The organism is Silanimonas sp. (assembly GCF_044377035.1).
In the GTDB taxonomy this organism is placed as follows: domain Bacteria; phylum Pseudomonadota; class Gammaproteobacteria; order Xanthomonadales; family Xanthomonadaceae; genus Silanimonas.
In genome coordinates this window covers 22951-41147 of sequence record NZ_JBILJW010000019.1, presented here as the reverse complement: position 1 = coordinate 41147, position 18197 = coordinate 22951, and the positions used below count along the sequence as shown (strand labels likewise).

Annotated in this window: 15 protein-coding genes; 12 read left to right on the top strand and 3 right to left on the bottom strand. The window is 69.5% G+C overall.

Annotated features, from left to right (window positions below; all coding sequences use genetic code 11):
- The gene (locus ACIQ6S_RS11205; protein WP_397608441.1) at positions 1-1008 is read right to left on the bottom strand and encodes an NAD-dependent epimerase; all 1008 of its coding nucleotides are present in this window, start codon (positions 1006-1008) and stop codon (positions 1-3) included.
- 140 nt (positions 1009-1148) lie between these two features.
- Entirely contained in the window at positions 1149-2429 is a 1281-nt protein-coding gene (locus ACIQ6S_RS11200; protein ID WP_397608440.1) for a nucleotide sugar dehydrogenase, read from the bottom strand.
- Between the two features lie 198 nt (positions 2430-2627).
- Here ACIQ6S_RS11200 and ACIQ6S_RS11195 point away from each other — a divergent pair, with 198 nt between their 5' ends.
- On the top strand, positions 2628-4037 hold the full coding sequence (locus tag ACIQ6S_RS11195) for a TIGR03013 family XrtA/PEP-CTERM system glycosyltransferase (protein WP_397608439.1): 1410 nt from the start codon (positions 2628-2630) through the stop codon (positions 4035-4037).
- A 12-nt stretch (positions 4038-4049) separates the two neighbouring features.
- Here ACIQ6S_RS11195 and ACIQ6S_RS11190 read toward each other — a convergent pair whose 3' ends face one another.
- Complete coding sequence (locus ACIQ6S_RS11190) at positions 4050-4679, bottom strand: DnaJ family molecular chaperone (RefSeq protein ID WP_397608438.1); 630 nt, start codon at positions 4677-4679, stop codon at positions 4050-4052.
- A 138-nt stretch (positions 4680-4817) separates the two neighbouring features.
- On the opposite strand from ACIQ6S_RS11190, the gene ACIQ6S_RS11185 reads away from it, so the two are divergent.
- Genes ACIQ6S_RS11185 through asnB form a run of 11 tightly spaced genes read left to right on the top strand, consistent with a single transcriptional unit; the run spans position 4818 to position 18197 of the window.
- Complete coding sequence (locus ACIQ6S_RS11185; RefSeq protein WP_397608437.1) at positions 4818-5468, top strand: XrtA/PEP-CTERM system exopolysaccharide export protein; 651 nt, start codon at positions 4818-4820, stop codon at positions 5466-5468.
- Positions 5469-5476: 8 nt separating this feature from the next.
- A complete protein-coding gene (locus ACIQ6S_RS11180) occupies positions 5477-7021 on the top strand; it encodes an XrtA system polysaccharide chain length determinant (RefSeq protein WP_397608436.1) in 1545 nt (514 codons plus the stop codon).
- Positions 7018-7737 carry a CpsD/CapB family tyrosine-protein kinase gene (locus ACIQ6S_RS11175; protein WP_397608435.1) on the top strand — a complete coding sequence of 240 codons (720 nt, stop codon included), beginning with the start codon at positions 7018-7020 and terminating at the stop codon, positions 7735-7737. The genes ACIQ6S_RS11180 and ACIQ6S_RS11175 overlap by 4 nt, the downstream gene beginning before the upstream one ends.
- Before the next feature lies 1 nt (position 7738).
- Entirely contained in the window at positions 7739-9061 is a 1323-nt protein-coding gene (locus ACIQ6S_RS11170; RefSeq protein ID WP_397608434.1) for a hypothetical protein, read from the top strand.
- On the top strand, positions 9061-9843 hold the full coding sequence (locus ACIQ6S_RS11165; protein WP_397608433.1) for a polysaccharide deacetylase family protein: 783 nt from the start codon (positions 9061-9063) through the stop codon (positions 9841-9843). Before ACIQ6S_RS11170 ends, ACIQ6S_RS11165 begins: the two co-directional genes overlap by 1 nt.
- The gene (locus ACIQ6S_RS11160) at positions 9840-11003 is read left to right on the top strand and encodes a glycosyltransferase family 2 protein (protein WP_397608432.1); all 1164 of its coding nucleotides are present in this window, start codon (positions 9840-9842) and stop codon (positions 11001-11003) included. The genes ACIQ6S_RS11165 and ACIQ6S_RS11160 overlap by 4 nt, the downstream gene beginning before the upstream one ends.
- Positions 11000-12262, top strand: a complete 1263-nt coding sequence (locus ACIQ6S_RS11155) for a glycosyltransferase (protein ID WP_397608431.1) — start codon at positions 11000-11002, stop codon at positions 12260-12262. Before ACIQ6S_RS11160 ends, ACIQ6S_RS11155 begins: the two co-directional genes overlap by 4 nt.
- On the top strand, positions 12252-13376 hold the full coding sequence (locus ACIQ6S_RS11150; protein WP_397608430.1) for a glycosyltransferase: 1125 nt from the start codon (positions 12252-12254) through the stop codon (positions 13374-13376). Before ACIQ6S_RS11155 ends, ACIQ6S_RS11150 begins: the two co-directional genes overlap by 11 nt.
- Positions 13373-15223, top strand: coding sequence for an asparagine synthetase B family protein (locus tag ACIQ6S_RS11145; RefSeq protein ID WP_397608429.1), 1851 nt, complete (start codon positions 13373-13375; stop codon positions 15221-15223). The genes ACIQ6S_RS11150 and ACIQ6S_RS11145 overlap by 4 nt, the downstream gene beginning before the upstream one ends.
- Complete coding sequence (locus ACIQ6S_RS11140; RefSeq protein WP_397608428.1) at positions 15220-16344, top strand: glycosyltransferase family 4 protein; 1125 nt, start codon at positions 15220-15222, stop codon at positions 16342-16344. The genes ACIQ6S_RS11145 and ACIQ6S_RS11140 overlap by 4 nt, the downstream gene beginning before the upstream one ends.
- On the top strand, positions 16344-18197 hold the full coding sequence (asnB, locus tag ACIQ6S_RS11135; RefSeq protein ID WP_397608427.1) for an asparagine synthase (glutamine-hydrolyzing): 1854 nt from the start codon (positions 16344-16346) through the stop codon (positions 18195-18197). The genes ACIQ6S_RS11140 and asnB overlap by 1 nt, the downstream gene beginning before the upstream one ends.

The following is an 18197-nucleotide window of genomic DNA, read 5'->3' as shown; positions in this document are numbered from 1 at the left end:
TCAGACCCCGTAGTGCCCGCGATACCACTCAACGAAGCGCTTCACCCCGACTTCGACCGGCGTCTCCGGGGCGTAGCCGGTGTCCCGCATCAGCGCCGAGACTTCGGCTTCCGTGTCGGGCACGTCGCCGGGCTGCAGCGGCAGCAGGTTCTTCGTCGCGGTCTTGCCGGTCGCTTCTTCGATCAGCTCGATGTAGCGCGAGAGCTGCACCGGCGTGTGGTTGCCGATGTTGTAGACGCGATAGGGCGCGGCACTCGTCGCCGGGCTCGGGGCCAGCGGGTCGAAGGTCTCGTCCGGGCCCGGGACACGATCCAGCGTGCGGATGACGCCCTCGACGATGTCGTCGATGTAGGTGAAATCCCGCGTGTGCTTGCCGAAGTTGAAGACGTCGATCGGCTCGCCGGCGAGGATCTTCTTCGTGAACAGGAACAGCGCCATGTCCGGGCGGCCCCACGGGCCATAGACCGTGAAGAAGCGCAGGCCGGTCGTCGGCAGCCGGAACAGATGGCTGTAGGTGTGCGCCATCAGCTCATTGGCCTTCTTGCTGGCGGCGTACAGGCTGACCGGGTGGTCGACGCTGTCCTCCACCGCGAACGGCAGCTTGCGGTTGCTGCCGTAGACCGAACTCGACGAGGCGTAGACGAGGTGCTCGACGCCCTTGTGCCGGCAGGCTTCCAGCACGTTCAGGAAGCCCACGATGTTGGCGTCGATGTAGGCGCGGGGGTTTTCCAACGAGTAGCGGACCCCGGCCTGGGCGGCGAGGTTGACGACCCGCTGCGGCTTGAACGCGTCGAACGCGGCGTCGAGCGCCTCGCGGTCCTCCAGCGAGGCCTTCACGAACGAGAAGCCGGCACGCGGCGTCAGCCGGTCGAGCCGGGCCTGCTTCAGGCGGACGTCGTAGTAGTCGTTGAGGTTGTCGTAGCCGAGGACCTCGTCGCCGCGGTCCAGCAGGCGATGGGCCAGCGTCGAGCCGATGAAGCCGGCAGCGCCGGTGATGAGGACACGCATCGGGAACTCCAAGAGGCCGCGTCTTGCGGCCCGGAAGGGGGGATTCATCCAGTCTTGACACGATACCGCGCCCGGCTGGATTTTTGACTACTCCATCACACTTTTTGACAAGCACTGCGCCGAGGAGCGCCCGGGCTGCCTCAGAGCCGGCCGTCCGCCGTGCCGTAGGGCAGGGCGCTCTTCACGTCGAACAACACGCCGTCGGGCTTGCACAGGCCGCGGATCGCCGCCGGGCCCATGGCCTGGAACTGCCGGTGCGAGACGGCCAGTACGACGGCGTCGTAGTCACCCGCCTTCGGCGCTTCACGGAGCAGGTCCAAGTCGTACTCGTGCTTGGCCTCGTCCACGCTCACCCAGGGGTCGTAGACGTCGACGGCCATGTTGAAGCCGGCCAGTTCAGCGATCACGTCGGTGACCCGCGTGTTGCGCAGGTCCGGGCAGTTCTCCTTGAACGTCAGGCCGAGCACCAGCACCTTGGCGCCGACCACGTGCAGGCCCTTCTGGCTCATCAGTTTCACCACGCGATGGGCCACGTGCGGGCCCATGCCGTCGTTGGTGCGGCGGCCGGCAAGGATCACCTCCGGGTGGTAGCCGATCTCCTGCGCCTTGTGGGTGAGGTAGTACGGGTCCACGCCGATGCAGTGGCCGCCCACGAGGCCGGGGCGGAAGGGGAGGAAGTTCCACTTCGTCCCGGCGGCTTCGAGCACCTCCAAGGTGTCGATACCCAGGCGCGAGAAGATCTTCGCCAGCTCGTTCATCAGCGCGATGTTGAGGTCGCGCTGGGTGTTCTCGATCACCTTCGCGGCTTCGGCCACCCGGATGCTCGAGGCCTTGTGGGTGCCGGCGCGGATGACGCGGCGGTAGAGGGCGTCGACCCGGTCGGCGATCTCCGGGGTGGAGCCCGAGGTCACCTTCACGATGTCCGGCAGGCGGTGCTGCTTGTCGCCCGGGTTGATGCGCTCCGGGCTGTAGCCGCAGAAGAAGTCGACGTTGTACGTCAGGCCCGATTCGCGCTCGATCACCGGCACGCAGACCTCCTCGGTCGCGCCCGGATACACGGTCGATTCGAACACCACGATGTCGCCCTTGCGCAGGGTCTTGCCCACCGTGCGACTGGCCGAGAGCAGGGGGCCGAAATCCGGCCGGCGGGCCTGGTCGATCGGCGTGGGCACGGTGACGATGTAGACGTTGACGGACTCAAGATCCGCCAACGCCGTCGAATACTTCAGGAACTTCGCCGAAGCGAGCTCATCGGCGTCCACTTCGAGGGTGTGGTCATGGCCGCCCTTGAGTTCGGCGACGCGCGCGTCGTTGATGTCGAAACCGGTGGTGGGCAACTGCTTGCCGAATTCCACCGCGAGCGGCAGGCCGACGTAGCCCAAGCCGATGATTCCAATGTGAAGACTGTCAGGGTTTGTCATAGCTGGGGGGAATGGACTTGTGTCTGCAATGTGACCGGGTTCTCATAGTACCCGTCATGGGCTTCACCTTGGCTACACGCCTTCGTGATCCCAAAGCGACGATTCCGGACCCCGCGAAGGGCACGCCGCCAGCAGCGGCGGGCTTTTGACGGCCCCCGGCGGTTCCGGAAGCCCCCCAATGCATTTGCAGGAATTCACATGCGCTCCATCTCGGACGCCCTTCATCCCGCTCGCCGCTGGATTCTTTTCCTCGCCTCCGCCGAGTTCGTCGCCCTCTTCCTGGCCTTCGAGGCGGCCGTCCTGGTCCGCTTCTTCGGCGACTTCAACCTGATCGACCAGGCCTTTGGCGGCAGCATGGTGCTGCGTGGCCTCGTGTTCGCCGGCGTGCTCATGCTGGCGATGACCTCGATGGGCCTGTACGCCACCCACAGCCGCGACGGATGGAGCGGCCACGTCGTCCGCGCGCTGGTGGCCTTCTTCGCCGGCGGCCTGACCCTGATGGCGCTGCAGTACCTCACGCCGGTCGACGATATCGGGCGCGGTGTCATGGTGTTGGCCCTCGGGTTCGGTTTCGCTGGCGTGATGGTGGCGCGGGCCTTCGCCCTGCGCGTGGGGCAGGGTGAGCTCCTCCGCCGCCAGGTGCTGGTCCTCGGCGTGGGCGAAAAGGCGGACCTGATCCACTCCCGCCTGCGGCGCGACAGCGATCGCCGGACGTTCGGCATCGTGGGCTACGTCGCGGTGCAGGGCGATGCCGAGCGGGTGCCGGCGGAGTTGCGTCTGAGCCCCAGCGAGGGGCTGCCTGCCATGGTCGACCTGCTGGGCGTCGACGAGATCGTGGTGGCCCCGGACTGCCGCCGCGGTAGCCTGCCGCTGGACGAGCTGATGGCCTGCCGCCTGCGCGGCGTCCACGTCAACGACCTGCACACCTTCCTCGAGAACCAGACCGGCCGGGCCCACATCAACGCGCTGAGCCCGTCCTGGATCGTGTTCGATTCCGGCTTCGACCGCAGCGTCGTGCGTTCCGCCAGCAAGCGCGTGTTCGACATCGCCTCCTCGTCGCTGCTGCTGCTCCTCGCGATGCCGCTGATGCTGCTGACCGCCGTGCTGATCAAGCTCGAGAGCGGCTTGAGCGGCCCGATCTTCTACCTGCAGGAGCGGGTTGGCGAGGGCGGCGAGACCTTCCGCGTCATCAAGTTCCGCAGCATGCGCACCGATGCCGAGCGCGACGGCGTGGCCCGTTGGGCGACCTCGAACGACGACCGCGTGACGCGCGTCGGCCGGGTCATCCGCAAGCTGCGCATCGACGAATTGCCGCAGGTCCTGAACGTGCTCCGCGGCGAGATGAGTTTCGTCGGGCCGCGCCCGGAGCGCCCGACCTTCGTCGAGCAGCTCGAGCGCGAGATTCCCTACTACGGCCTGCGCCACGCGGTGAAGCCCGGCATCACGGGGTGGGCGCAGCTGCGCTACGCCTACGGGGCTTCGGTCAAGGACGCCGAGGAGAAGCTCAAGTACGACCTGTACTACGTCAAGAACCAGAGCCTGATGTTCGATCTGCTGGTGCTGCTGCAGACGGTCGAGGTCGTTCTGTTCGGCAAGGGGGCGCGCTGAGCGCGAAGCCGCTCAGTGGTGGTCGTGTGCCGGGAAGCTCGGGGTGTCTCCGACCGGCAGCGGACGGAGCGCCGAGCTGTACCAGCCGGACACTTTTCCGTCGGTGAAGCGGACCTCGGACGGGCCGTATTCCCAGCGTTCGGCGGAGCGGAACAGGGGTGGGCCGGCGAGGCGCTCCACGGCCTCCGGATCGAGGCCGACCCGCAGGCGATCCGTCGGGAGGCCGATGCCGGCGGGGGACGAAGCGACGGCGGGGGGCGGCACCCAGGCGTCCATGGCGCCCTCGTCGCCGAGACGGGTCGGGTCGTCGACGGGCTGGGCCTGCGGCCAGAGGATGAGGGCGGCGGCGGCGATCGCCAGGCTGCCGACCATCCAGCGCGGCGAGCCGCGCCGTGGGGATGGGTTGGGGCGCAGTGGGGCATCTCGGTGCCCGGGCAGGCGGCCGTATCGCCGCTCGAAGGCCTGGAGGCGCTGGAAGGCCGCGTTCACCTCGGCCAGCTCCCGGTCCGCCTCGGGGCCGTTGCGGTCCGGGTGAAGGGCCGACACCGCCCGGCGCCAAGCCGGCTTGAGGGCGTCAAGCGGGGCGCCGGGAGGCAGACCCAGGCGGGTCAGGTCATCGAGCGGACTGAAGGGATCGGACACGGCGCGTCAGGTTAAAAAGTGTGACCTGATTCTCAGAATCATCCAGAAGCAGCGTATCATCACTCCACCCCCACACACGACAGTGCGCCCGGAAGCAGTCCTGTTGCCCCCCCGGACGCCCAAGGAGCAGGGCATCCCATGTTGATCCAAGCCGCCAGAACCCTATTCGCGCTCGCCGTCCTACTGATGGCGTCGATGGCATGGGCGCAGACCGAAGACCAGGACGCCGCCGCGGCCTCGCCACCTCCGCCGGCCGAAGTCGCCTCCGGCGAGTTTTCCGAGCTGTATCGGATCGGTGTCGATGACCGCCTGCAGGTCTCGGTGTGGCGCAACCCCGAGCTGAGCGTGACCGTGCCGGTGCGCCCCGATGGACGGATCTCCGTCCCCTTGGTCGGCGACGTGATGGCCGGTGGACGGGCTCCGCAGGAAGTGGCCGCGGACATCGAGAAGCAACTGGCCACCTACGTGCGCGATCCCAAGGTCGCAGTGATCCTCGTCGACCTCCGCAGCCATGAGTTCATTTCGCGCGTCCGCGTGACCGGTGCGGTCCGCCAGCCGGTGTCGGTGCCCTATCGGCAGGGCATGACCGTGCTCGATGCGGTGCTGCAGGCTGGCGGAGTCACCGACTTCGCGGCCGCCAACCGCTCGCGCCTGCACCGTCGCGACGCCGAAGGTGCCGTGGAAACGCGTGAGATCCGCCTTGGCGACATCCTCGACGGCGGCAAGCTGGAATCCAACCTCGACGTCCGCCCTGGCGACGTCATCACCGTGCCGGAGCGCGCGCTGTGAACCAACCGATGCTCCTGGAAGGACCCACCCGTCAGCCGGAATGGCTGCAGCTCCTGCCGGTGCTGCTGGCGGAGCTGCGCCGCCGCGTGTTCGGCCTGAGCCTCGGCTTCGCTACCGTGGCGTTGCTCGCCCTGATGGTGGGGCTGCTGGTGCCGAAGAAGTACGTCTCCGGTACGACGATCCTGGCCGGCGAGGCCAACATCATCACGCCCCTCATGGAGGGCCGCGCGGTGCCCACGGGCGTGGCCGACCGTGCCCGGATCGCTCGCGAGGTGATCTTCAGCCGCAAGGTGATGGGCGAGATCCTCGCCGCTGGCGGCTGGACCGAGGAGCTCGAGGACCCGATCGCCCGGGAGCGGGCGGCCGAGCAGATCAAGCAGCGCACGCGGGTGTCCAGCCCCGGAGCGAACCTGATCGAGATCAGCTACACCGACAAGGAGCCCGAGCGCGCCTTCAAGGTCGCGCAGCGCTTCGCCGAACTCTTCATGGAGGAGAGCCTGGCCGCGAAGGAGCGCGAAAGCCGCGAAGCCTACGAGTTCATCGACTCCCAGGTCCGCGAGTACCACGCGAAGCTCACCGATGCCGAAGACCGGCTGAAGGAGTTCCGCGCCGGCAACCAGGATGCCGGCCCGGGCAGCGACACGGATGTGCGCACGCGCATCGCCGGGCTGCGTACCAGCATCGAGCAGGCGCGCACGGCCCTGTCCGAGCTGCGCATGCGTGAAGCCTCGGTGCAGGGCCAGCTCAGCGGCGAAGCGGAAGTGAGCGGCGCCCGCACCCGCTCCGGCGAGATGCAGATCCGTCTCGCCGAATTGCAGGGGCAGCTCGACCGCCTTCGCCTCGAATACACCGACGAGTACCCCGATGTGGTCCGTCTCCGCCACCAGATCGACGACCTGCAGGACGCGATCGTCGAGGCCCGCGCCAGCGAGCGCAATGGCGAGCGCGACGAGGCCGCGGCCATGCGCAACCCGCTGTACCAGGAGCTTCGCTCAGACCTCGCCCGCGCGCGCAGCGATGCGGCGGGCCTCGCCGCGCGCATCACCGAGAACGAGGCCCTGTTGAGGCAGGAGCTGGAGCGCGGGCGTCGGGTGGCGGATTCCGAAGCCGATCTCGCCGAACTGACCCGCGATTACGAGGTCAATCGCGACATCTACCAGGACCTGCTTCGCCGGCGCGAGAACGCCCGCGTTTCGATGAACCTCGATGCCGAGAAGCGTGGCCTCACGTTCCGCGTGCAGGAGCCGGCGGCGTTGCCGCTGCAGCCGAGCGGCCTCCGCCTCATGCATTTCGCACTGGCCGGCCTCCTGCTGGGCGTGCTGGCGCCTCTGGGCCTGCTGGGCCTGTACCTGTTCTACGACCCGCGTCCACGCAGCGCCGCCGCGCTCGCCAACCAGCAGCCGCTGCCGGTGCTGGTGAGCATTCCCGAATTCCGCACGGTGGCCGATCGCCGCCGCGAAACCCTGCGCTGGGCGATGGGCGGTGGCGCGGTGGTCGTCTGCCTCGCCATCTACCTCGCGGTGGCCATCCAGAAAGGGAGCTTCGCCCTGTGAACGCGCTCACTACCGAACGTGGCACGCTGCCGGCGCTGATGGCCGACAAGGCCGTGCCGGCCCCGTTCAACCTCGCGCAGCGCCAGGCGCGTCGGCTGGTCGGCCATGACATGGGCGATCCGCGGCACGCCGATGCCTTCCGTGACCTGCGCACCCAGCTGCTCTCGCGCTCCCGGGCCGACGGCCTTGTGATCCTCGTGGCCCCGGTCCGGCGCGGCAGTGGCGGCAGCTTCGTCGCCACCAACCTCGCGGCGGCCATCGCCCTCGACGAAAGCCGCGTCGCGATCCTGATCGACGGCAACCTGCGTGCGCCGGTCCTCCACGAGCGGCTCGGCGTCGTGCCCGAACGTGGCGGTCTCGTCGACCTGCTGGAAGGGCGCGTGGAGGACCTGCGCGATGTGGTCTACCCGACGGCCCTGCCGCGCTTGCTGCTGGTGCCGGCCGGCGATCGTCGCGAAGCCTCGGGCGAATTGCTGGCCTCGGCGCGGATGCGCCAGGCGATCGACGACCTGCGCGGCTCGGGCGAGCGCGTGACCGTGGTGCTCGACGCCGCGGCCGTCAGCAGCGCGCCCGACGCGCGAATCGCCTCCGATTTCGCCGATCTTGCCGTGCTGGTCGCCGGTTACGGCCGCGACACCGCGTCTGCCGTTAGCGATGCCAGCGCCGTCTTCGATCCCAGCCGCCTCGCCGGCGTCGTCTTCAACAAGGTGCCCTGACATGAGCGCGCTCCTTCGCAACACGCTGGGCGTGGTGGGTCTCGTCGCCGCGGCGGGTGCCCAAGCTCAGGCGGCTCCGGACGGGCTCAACTGGCGCCTCGGTCTCAGTGTCGAGCACAGCGACAACATGGCCCGGCGTCCGGTCGCCGTGTCGGACACCGCGATTGCACCGACGCTGGCTTTCGCCTACTTGATGCAGGGGGCGCGCGGCGAGTTCGAAGCCGCAGGCAGCGCGACCTACCGCCGTTACCAGCAGGAACGTTTCGACGACGAGTTCCTCCAGCAGATTGGCTTGGACGGCCGCTGGGTGCTGGCGCCGGAGCGGCTTTCGTGGGCGCTTCAGGCGGTGGTCACCGACCAGCCGGTGAACCCCTTTGGCGTCGATGCCCCGGACAACCGCCAGCGCACCCAGGTGCTGGTGACGGGCCCAACGCTGGCCTTGCGGCCCTCGACAAACGTGCGGCTTCTCGGCGAACTGCGCTTCATGGACACCGGCGCGGAGCGCACCCCGGAGTTCGACGGCCAGCGTGCCGCCGCCGCCGCGCGGCTGCTCTACCAGCGCAGTCCGGTGTCGGCGCTGTCCGCGGAGTTCGAGAGCATCGATGCCGAGTTCGACCGCGCGGGCGCCGCGCCGGACTACCGTCGTGACAACGCCTTCCTGCGCTATTCGCGCCTGGGTGCCCGTGGCGATTGGAATGCCGACATCGGCTACAGCCAGGTCCGTTTCGACGACACGTTTGCCGGGTTCTCCCGAGAAGAATCGCTGCCGATGGCCCGCCTACGCGTCGCCCATGCGCTGACCGATATCACGCGGCTTGAAATCGACCTGCAGCGCGGATTCGGCGACAGCGTCGAGGACCTGCTCGATGGCGCGCCCCGCGCGGACGACTACGCGCTGCCGATCGGCCGGACGGCCATCCGCGACACCACGCTCTCGTCGGACCTGTTCGAACAGACCGGCGGCCGCCTCGGCCTGTCGCACCGCTCGGAGGCCACCTATTTCCGAATCGATGGCCGCTGGCGTCGCCAGGAGTACCTGCGCGCCACGGGTCTCGACCAGACTATTCGTGGCTTCGTGGTCTCGGCCAACCGCCAGGTGCGGGCGACATTCTCGCTCGGCGCACAAGCCGGCGTGGAATGGCGGCGCTTCGGCGCGATCGAGCGCCGCGACCGCGATTCGCGCATCGCCCTCGTCGCGAACTGGCGGACCTCCCGCCGCACCGGGCTGAGCTTCGAGCTGAGCCATGGCGAACGCAGCAGTACCGAGGCGCAGCAGGTGTTCGACGACAACCGCGCGCTGGTCACCTTCAACCTGGTGCGTTGATGCCTCCGGCGCTCGCCCTGATGTTCCATGGTGTCGATGGCCCGCATTCGCGGGCCGTCGGCTATGCGGCGGACGCGCATTACACGGTCGATGCCGCGCGCTTCGCCGCGATGCTGGATGCCCTGCGTGCCGCAGGCTGCACGCTGGGAGCGGCGCGCGACCTGCTCGATGACACCACCTCGCCGCGACCAGTCTGGCTGACCTTCGACGACGGCGACGCCAGCAATGCGCTCGAGGCCCTGCCGCTGCTGGCCGAGCGCGGCCTGAAGGCCGATTTCTTCATCACGCCGGCGAGGGTCGGGCGACCGGGATTCATGGGGTGGGCCGAACTGCGTCAGATGGCGGCCGCCGGCATGAGCCTGCAGTCGCACGGACACACGCACGCCTACTTCACGCACCTCGACGTGGCGGCGCTGCGCGAGGAGCTGCGCGTCTCCAAGGATCAGCTCGAGCAGGGCCTCGGCCAACCCGTGACCTTGCTGGCTCCGCCCGGCGGGCGCGTGCCGCGGGGCCTGGTGCCGCTGGCGCGTTCCCTCGGGTACCGCGCGGTGCTGGATTCGACGCCGGGACTGGTCGCCGAGCGCGATCTCTCCCGCCCGCTGCCGCGCGTTGCCGTGACCGCGGGGCATGCGGTGGACACCGTCTCGGCCTGGGCCACGGGTGGCCCGGCCGCGTTGCGTCGTCTGCGGATGCGGCATCGGGTTCTCGCCACCGCGAAAGCGGTGCTGGGCGACGAGCGTTACGAGCGTTGGCGCGGCCGGGCGCTGGGAGCGACGGCGTGATTCTCGCCGCTTGGACGACGCTGGGGCTCTGCCTCGCGGTGCTGGGCTGGACCTATGTCGGCTACCCGGCCTGGTTGCTGGCTCTTGCACGCCTGCGGCCGCGGCCGGTGACCCCGCGCTCATGGCAACCGCACGTCACCGTCTGCATGGCCGTGCATAACGGCGTGGCCCACGTCGACGCCAAGATCGACGGCCTGCTGGCCCATGACTATCCGGCAGATCGGCTGGACCTCGTCGTGGTGTCCGATGGCTCCACCGATGGCACCGGTGCCCGCCTGCGCGAGCGGGCCGGTGATCGCTTGGTGGCCATCGATGCCGCGGTGCGTCGCGGCAAGACCGCCTGCCTCGCCGATGCGATCGCCCGCGCCCGCGGCGACGTCCTGCTGTTCACCGACGTGCGCCAGCGGTTGGCGCCGGGCAGCGTGCAGGCGCTCTGCGATGCCTTGGCCAGTGGCGAACTCGCTGCGGTCAGCGGGCAGCTCCGTCTCGAGGATGCCGGCGGCTATGCGCAGGCGGTCGATGCCTATTGGAAGTACGAAACCGCGATCCGCCGAGCCGAAGCCGCCACCGGCTCGGTGGTCGGCGTGAGCGGTGCGCTGTATGCCGTTCGCCGGCAGGATATGCCGGTGCCGCCGCCGGGATTGGTGCTCGACGATGTCTGGGTGCCGATGCGCATCGCCGCAAACGGTGGGCGGATCGGCCTCGAGCCCACGGCCGTCGCCTTCGATCGGGCCTCCGCCAGTGCCGCGGTTGAATCCGGGCGCAAGCGCCGTACGCTTTCCGGCAACTGGCAACTTCTGGCGCGTTGGCCCGCCATCACGATCCCGGGCCGGCATCCGCTGGCGTGGCGCTTCATCCACCACAAGCTGCTGCGCCTTGTCGCTCCGCTGTTCCTGCTCGGTGCCTTCGTCGCGAACGCGGCGCTGCTGGGGCAGGGCACCCTGGCGATGGCGCTGTTCGCCGCGCAGTGCGCCGCTTACGCCCTCGCTCTGGCTGGTTTCCGGTGGCCGGCGTTGCGGGCGCTTCTTCCGGTGAAGCTCGCCTCCGCCTTCCTCGAAATGAACGCCTACGCCGTGCTGGGCTTCATCGATTTTCTTCGCAGCCGCGACGCCCATCTCTGGGCCGCGGCGCCGTCCGTCATCCCCCCGAGCCCCCCATGACCGTGAGTCGCTCCACGCCGACGCCCGACCGCGTCCTCTATCTCGTGTCGCTGTTTCCCTGCTGGTCCGAGACCTTCATCGTCCGCGAGATCGAGCGCTTCGTGGAGCGCGGCGTCGACGTCCGCATCCTGTCCCTGAAGCCACCGTCGGAGACTCTGGTGCAGAAGCGCGCCGGAGCCCTGATGGACCGGGTCATCGGCCCGCGCCACCCGCTGGCCGAGCTGCCGACCGTTTTACTCGAGGTGCTTCGCCACCCGATCGGCGTGCTCGTGGTGGCCGCGCAATTGCTGCTGGGCCTGTGGAAACAGCCCGCCGCCCTCGGCAAGAGCGCCATCGCGGTTTGGCGTGGCCTCGCGGCGCTGCCGGCCATCCGCCGGTTCGACCCGCAGTGGCTGCATGCGCACTGGGCCACGTACCCGTCGACCGTGGCGTGGGCCCTCTCGAAGCTGACCGGCGTGCCGTTCTCCTTCACTGCGCACGCGCACGACATCTTCGTCGAGGACCAGCTGGTCGCACCGAAGCTTGCCGATGCCGCGTTGGCCGTGACGATTTCCCGCTACAACGTGCGCTTCCTTGCCCGCTGGGGCGCCGAACAGCTCGGCGAGCGCCTACAGGTCGTGCATTGCGGTGTCGATTTCGCCGAACTCCCGGAGAACCTCGACGCCCGCGCCGACGACCATCTCGTCACGGTCGGCCGGCTGGACCCGATCAAGGGCTTCGACACGCTGATCCCGGCGCTGGGGCTGCTGAAGCGCCGCGGCGTCCGTTTCCGCTGCACTGTCATCGGCGAAGGCCCGCAGCGTCGCGAGCTGGAGGCGCAGATCGCCGCAGAAGACGTCGCCGACCGCGTGGCGCTCGTCGGCGCCAAGCCGCAGGAGGCCGTGCGCGCGGCGCTCAACGACGCCACCGTGTTTGTGATGCCGAGCGTCACCACGCCGGAAGGCAACCAGGACGGCATCCCGGTGGCGCTGATGGAAGCCATGGCGACCGCCGGGGCGGTCGTGAGCACCCAAGTCTCGGGCATCCCGGAGCTGGTGCACCACGAGCGCAACGGCCTCGTCGTGCCTCCGGGGGACGCCCGCGCGCTGGCGGACGCCCTGCAGCGCCTGCTCGGTGACGAGGCGCTGCGCCATCGCCTCGGCCTTGCCGCGCGTGCGCTCGTTGCCGCCGAGTTCGACGCCCGCCACGAAGCCGACCGGCTGTTGGCGCAGATCGGCGTCCGCTGCGTCGCCCCGGAGGGGCTCGTCCATGCGCGCTGAGCGGGTGCTGGTCGTCACCGACGAAATGGAAGTGGGCGGTAGCCAGCGTCAGATCGTGCACCTGCTGCGCGGTTTGCACGCCCGTGGCCGCCATGCCGAGCTGCTGTATTTCCGCGAGCGCTCCCACCTCGTCGACGCCCTCGAGAGCGATGGCGTGCCGGTGCATCGCATCGACAAGCGCGGCGCCATCGATCCGGCCTTCGTCCTGCGCCTGCAGCGCTTCCTTCGCGCGGGTCGCTTCGATGTCGTGCATGCGTTCTCGATCACGGCGGAGCTCTGGGTGCGCCTGGTGCTGCCCTTCGTGCCGGGCCTGCGGCTCGTCAGTTCGGTGCGCGGCCTTGGCCTGACGGGCCCGGACTGGCACTGGCGCGCCAAGCGCTGGATCGTGCAAGGCTCGTCGGCGGTGATCTCCAACACGCGGGCGGGCGCCGAGTTGGTGGCCCGCCGCTGCGCGGTGCCCCTGCAGGGCATCGACATCGTTCCGAATGGTCTCGACCTCCCGCCGCTGCCCGACGCGACGGACCGCGCCACGGCCAGGCGCGACCTCGGCCTGCCCCATGACGACACGCTGCTGCTCTTCGTCGGTCGTCTGGTGCCGGAGAAAAACCTTCCGCTGCTGATCGACGCCGTCGCCCGGATGGCACCGTCGCGACGCCCTCGGGTGTGGCTGGCGGGCGAGGGCCCGGAGCGCGGCCGCGTCGAGGCGGAGATCGCGCGGCACGGGCTCGGCGAGGTCGTGCGCCTGCTCGGCGAACGTAGCGACATCCGTCGCCTGATGCACGCCGCCGACCTGCTGGTGCTGCCGTCCCGCGAAGAGGGCCTTTCCAACGTGCTGCTCGAAGCCATGGCCAGTGGCCTGCCGGTGATCGCCACCGCCGTGGGCGGTAGCCCGGAACTGATCGACGATCGCGTCACGGGAAGGCTGCTGCCAAGCGATGACGTCGCGGCGCTCGCGGCGACGATCGCGGCGTTGGCGGGCGACGCCGAGGAGCGGCGGCGCCTCGCCGCCGCGGCGCGCGCTCAGGCGGAGGCACGTTTCACCTTGGGCGCCATGGTGGAGCACACCGCGAGCATCTACGACCGTTGCATCGTCGGCGGGAAGGTGGCGGCATGAGCGCGTCGTCGCTGGCGGCGACGGCCGATGCGCCGACCCAGGCGCTGAACGGCGTTCTCGACGTTCGCGTCGCGCCGGGTCCGACGGTCGCCCGTTGGCTGGTGGGGCAGGGCGCCGGCGTGGAGGCCGTGGCTTGCGGCATGGCTTCGCTCGAAGGCGCCGGGGCCGTCCACGGTTTTGGCGAAGGCCGCGTGCGGGTATTGCAGGACGGGGACATCACGGTCGTCGGTGTCTTCGACTTGCTGGTTGGCCGGGCCGACGACGCCCTGCAGGGCGTTGATCTCCGGCCGTGGATGGACTGGCGCGGGCGCTTCGCCTTCGTCCGCCACGATCGTGCGTCCGGTGAGTGGTGCGCCGTGGTCGATCACTTCGGCACCGTGCCGCTGTTCCACACGGCGAAGGGCGACCAGCTGCTGCTGGCCTCGCACCTGAAGCCGCTGTTGCGCGCGCCGTGGGTGGCGCGCCGCGCCGACCCGGCGGCGGTGTTCCATTTCCTCAATTTCGCCTGCATCCCGGCGCCGCTCACCATCGTCGCCGACGTGCAGCGGCTTCCGCCGGCCAGTTTGCTGCGCTGGCGGGCAGGGCAGGGGCGCGTGGAGCGCTGGTGGCGTCCGACGTATGCCGAGGATCTCGACGGTGACGCGACGACGCTCGCCGCCGGCCTGCGCGAGCGGCTGGTCGCGGCCGTGCAGCGTTGCCGGCCCGCCACGGGAACGCGCTGGGGCACCTTCCTCAGCGGCGGCACCGACAGCTCGAGCATCACCACGGTGCTCGCGCGGCAGGTCCCCGGCGAGGCCGTGCACAGCTTCTCCATCGGTTTCGCCGAGGCTGGTTTCGACGAACTGGAGTTCGCCCGCATCGCCGCCTCGGCCTGTGGGGCGCAAGGGCATTTCGGCAGCATCGACGAAGCCGAGACGCTGGCGGTCCTGCCGCACCTTCCGGAGTTGTTCGACCAGCCCTTCGGCAACGCGTCGGCGGTTCCGACGCTGGCCTGCGCAGCGATGGCAGCGGCAGACGGGCGATCGATCCTCGTGGCCGGCGACGGCGGCGACGAGATCTTCGGCGGCAACGAGCGTTACGCGAAGGACATGATCATGCAGCGCTGGTTCGAGCTGCCGGGCGCGGTGAAGGCGCTGGGCCGCGTGATCGGGCGCACCGTCGGAGGCGGGTCGAACCGCTTCCTCAACCGCATCGACAACTTCGCCCGTCGCAGCAGCTTGCCAAACCCGGACCGGTTCTACACGGACGACGCGTTCGCTTCGGAGTGCTTCGACGAACTGCTGACGGCGTCCTTCCGCTCTTCGGTGACGGCCGATCTTTCGCTGCAGCTGCTGCGCGGGATGTACGCGGGCTGCGACGCCCGCAGCGAACTGCATCGCTTGATGGCTCTCGACCTCGAGCTGGCGATCGCGCAGAACGACCTCGTCAAGGTGGACGGCGCGGCCCGGCACGCCGGCGTCACCGTGCGCTTCCCCTACCTCGATGCCGATCTCGTGGCCTACACCGGCCGGCTCAAGGCGCACTGGAAGGTCAGCGGCACCGAGAAGCGCCGTCTGTTCAAGCAGGCCACGGTGGGCATCCTCCCCGATGCCATCCTCAAGAAGCCGAAACAGGGCTTTGGGTTGCCCATCAGCGTGTGGATGCGCGATCGTCCGCAATTCCGCGAATGGCTCCGCGACCTGCTGCTTTCCGAGCGTACCCGCCAGCGCGGCTGGTTCGAGCCGGCATACGTCGCCGACCTGTTCAACCGCCATCAGGCCGGAGGCTGGGACTACTCCGCCCACCTGTGGTCCCTCGCCGTGCTGGAGCTGTGGGTGCGCAATAACCTCGAAGGCGACCGGCCGTGAGCCTGTCGATCCTGATGCTGCTGGAAGGGCAGTTCCCGGCCATGGGCGGTGCCGAGCGCCAGGTGGAAACGCTGTCGCAGGCGCTCGTCGCCCTCGGCCATTCCGTCACGATCGTCGTCCCCCGCGTCGACGGTTCGCAAAAGTCCGGCGCCTCGCGCCACGGTGGTCTCGACGTCTGGCGCGTAGGCTATCCGCCCCTCCGCTGGATCGGTTCCCTGCTGTTGATGGTCCGCTTGGCGTGGCTGCTCTTCGCGTGGCGCCACCGCTACGACGCCATCCACGTACACATCGCCCACAACATGGGCGCCGTGGCCAGCGTGATGGGGCGCCTGCTTGGCAAGCCGGTGGTGGTGAAGTTCTCCGGCTGGTGGGAACAGGAGAAAGGCTGCCTCCGCCCGCATGGCGGCCCCGGCGCGTCCTTGGCGCGGCGGATGCTGCGGCAGGCCACGGCCGTGCAGGCCATCAGCACGCGCATCTCTCGCGACCTGCAGGCGGTGGGCTTCGATCCGGCGCGCATCCATTGGCTGCCCAACGGCGTCAAGACCGCGCGCTTCGAAGGCATCACCCGGCCCGATGCGGGCAACACCCCGCCGACCATCGTGTTCGTCGGCCGACTGGTGCCCGAGAAGGGCCTCGACAGCCTCCTCCGCGCCTGGGCCCAGGCGCGCCGCGCCGGATGGCGCTTGCGACTGGTGGGCGGCGGTGGGGAGGATGGCGCGCTGCGTGCGCTGGCCAGCTCGCTCGGCGTGGTCGACAGCGTCGATCTCCCCGGACCGAGCGACGCGGTGGAGCGCGAACTCGCGAGCGCCGACGTCGGCATCCTGCCCTCGCGTTTCGAGGGCCTCTCGAACACCCTGCTCGAGTACATGGCCGCCGGCCTGCCGGTGATCGCCACCCGCATCAGCGGCAGCGAGGATCTTGTAATCCCGCAGCGCAACGGCTGGCTGTGTGACGTCGACGACGTGGACGGACTGGCCGCTGCGCTTGGCGAAGCGATGGACCTCACGCCCGAGGCGCGCCGTTCCATGGGCGCCGCCGCGCGGGCGGATGTACTCGCCAAGGCCTCCGTGCCGGCCGTCATCGCCCAACTGATGCCCCTCTACACCGGGGAGACGGCCTGATGTGCGGCATTGTCGGATTCGCCGCGGCACCGGGGCGCACAGCACCCGATGCGCGCATCGGTGAAGCCATGAACGCCGCGATCGTGCATCGCGGACCGGACGACGGCGGCGTGCATCGCGAGGACGCCGTGCTGCTCGGCATGCGTCGCCTCGCCATCATCGATCTCGGTGGCGGCCACCAGCCGATGACCAGCGCCGACGGCCAGCGCGTGCTTGTGTTCAACGGCGAGATCTACAACTTCCGCCGCTTGCGCGCCGAACTGCAGGCGCTGGGCCACCGGTTCCGCACCGATTCGGATTCGGAAGTCATCCTCGTCGCCTACGAGGCCTGGGGCGAAGCCGCCGTCGCGCGTTTGGAGGGCATGTTCGCCTTCGCGCTGTGGGACCGCGCCCGCAGCCAGCTGTTGCTAGCCCGCGACCGGCTGGGCAAGAAGCCGCTGTTCCTGTGGGATGGCCCCGACGGTATCGGCTTCGCCAGCGAACTGAAGTCGCTGCTGGCACTTCCGGGCTTCCGCCGCGAGGTGGATGCCGGCGTGCTGCCGGGCTATTTCGCCTTCGGCTATGTGCCGAGCCCGCACTCCATCTTCCGCGATGTCCGCAAACTGCCCGCTGGCCACTACGCCGTCTGGCGCGATGGCCGCCTGCGCGAGGAACGCTACTGGGCCCTCGATTTTTCGCCGACCTTCAATGGCAGCGAAGCCGAGGCCGTGGAGCAGTTGCACGAGCGCTTGCAGGCAGCGGTCGACGATCGACTTGTCGCCGACGTGCCGTTCGGCGCCTTCCTCAGTGGCGGATTGGATTCGAGCGTCGTCGTCGCCTTGATGGCGCAGCGGATGACGCAGCCGGTCAAGACCTTCTCGATCGGCTTCAAGGAAGCCCGCTACAGCGAGTTGAGTGGTGCGAAGCGCGTGGCCGACCTCCTCGGCACCGATCACCATGAACTGGTGGTTGAACCCGAAGCCACCGAGCTGATCGAGACGCTGGTCTGGCACCTCGACGAGCCGTTCGCGGATTCCTCGGCGCTGCCGACCTTCCTCGTCTCCGAACTCGCGCGCCCGCACGTGAAGATGGTGCTCTCGGGCGACGGCGGCGACGAAGCCTTCGCCGGCTACGAGCGCTACCTGAAGTTCCTCGCTCTTGAACGCCTCGGTCCGCTGCGCGGTGCCGCGGCGCTCGGGCTCCGCGCTGCCGGCGCCGTGGTGCCCGGCCTGTTCGGCCAGCGCCTGCGTCGGGTCGGTCAGCGCCTCGGCGAGCGCTTCCCCGACAGTTACCTGAGCGGCGTGGCGCTCTCGCGGCCGGACCAGATGCTGGCGCTGCTGGGCCCCGCCGGTGCGGAGGGCTACGCCTCGCTGCATCCGCTGTTCCCGGCTGGCGACACCCGGCCGATGATCGACCGCATCGTCGACGCCGACATCCGCAGCTACCTGCTGGACGACATCCTCGTGAAGCTCGATCGCATGACGATGGCGGCCTCGATCGAGGGCCGGGCGCCGCTCCTCGACCATCGGGTCGTCGAGTTCGCGGTGCGGCTTCCGGCCCACCTGCGCGTGCGCGGTGGCCGAGGCAAGCACGTGTTGCGCGAAGTCGCGCGGCGCTGGCTGCCGTCCGACGTGCTGGACAAGCCGAAGCAGGGCTTCGCGATTCCCCTACCGGAATGGTTCCGCACCCGGCTCGGCGCGATGGCGGGCGATGTGTTCGCCAGCCGCGCGTTCCGCGAGCGCGGTTGGGTGCAGCCCGCCGTCGTCGATGGCCTGCTCGCCGAGCATCGCGCGGGCCGCGCCGACCACGCCGAGCCGCTGTGGCAGGTGCTGGTGCTGGAGCTTTGGGCGCGGCGGTTCGTGGATTCCGACTGA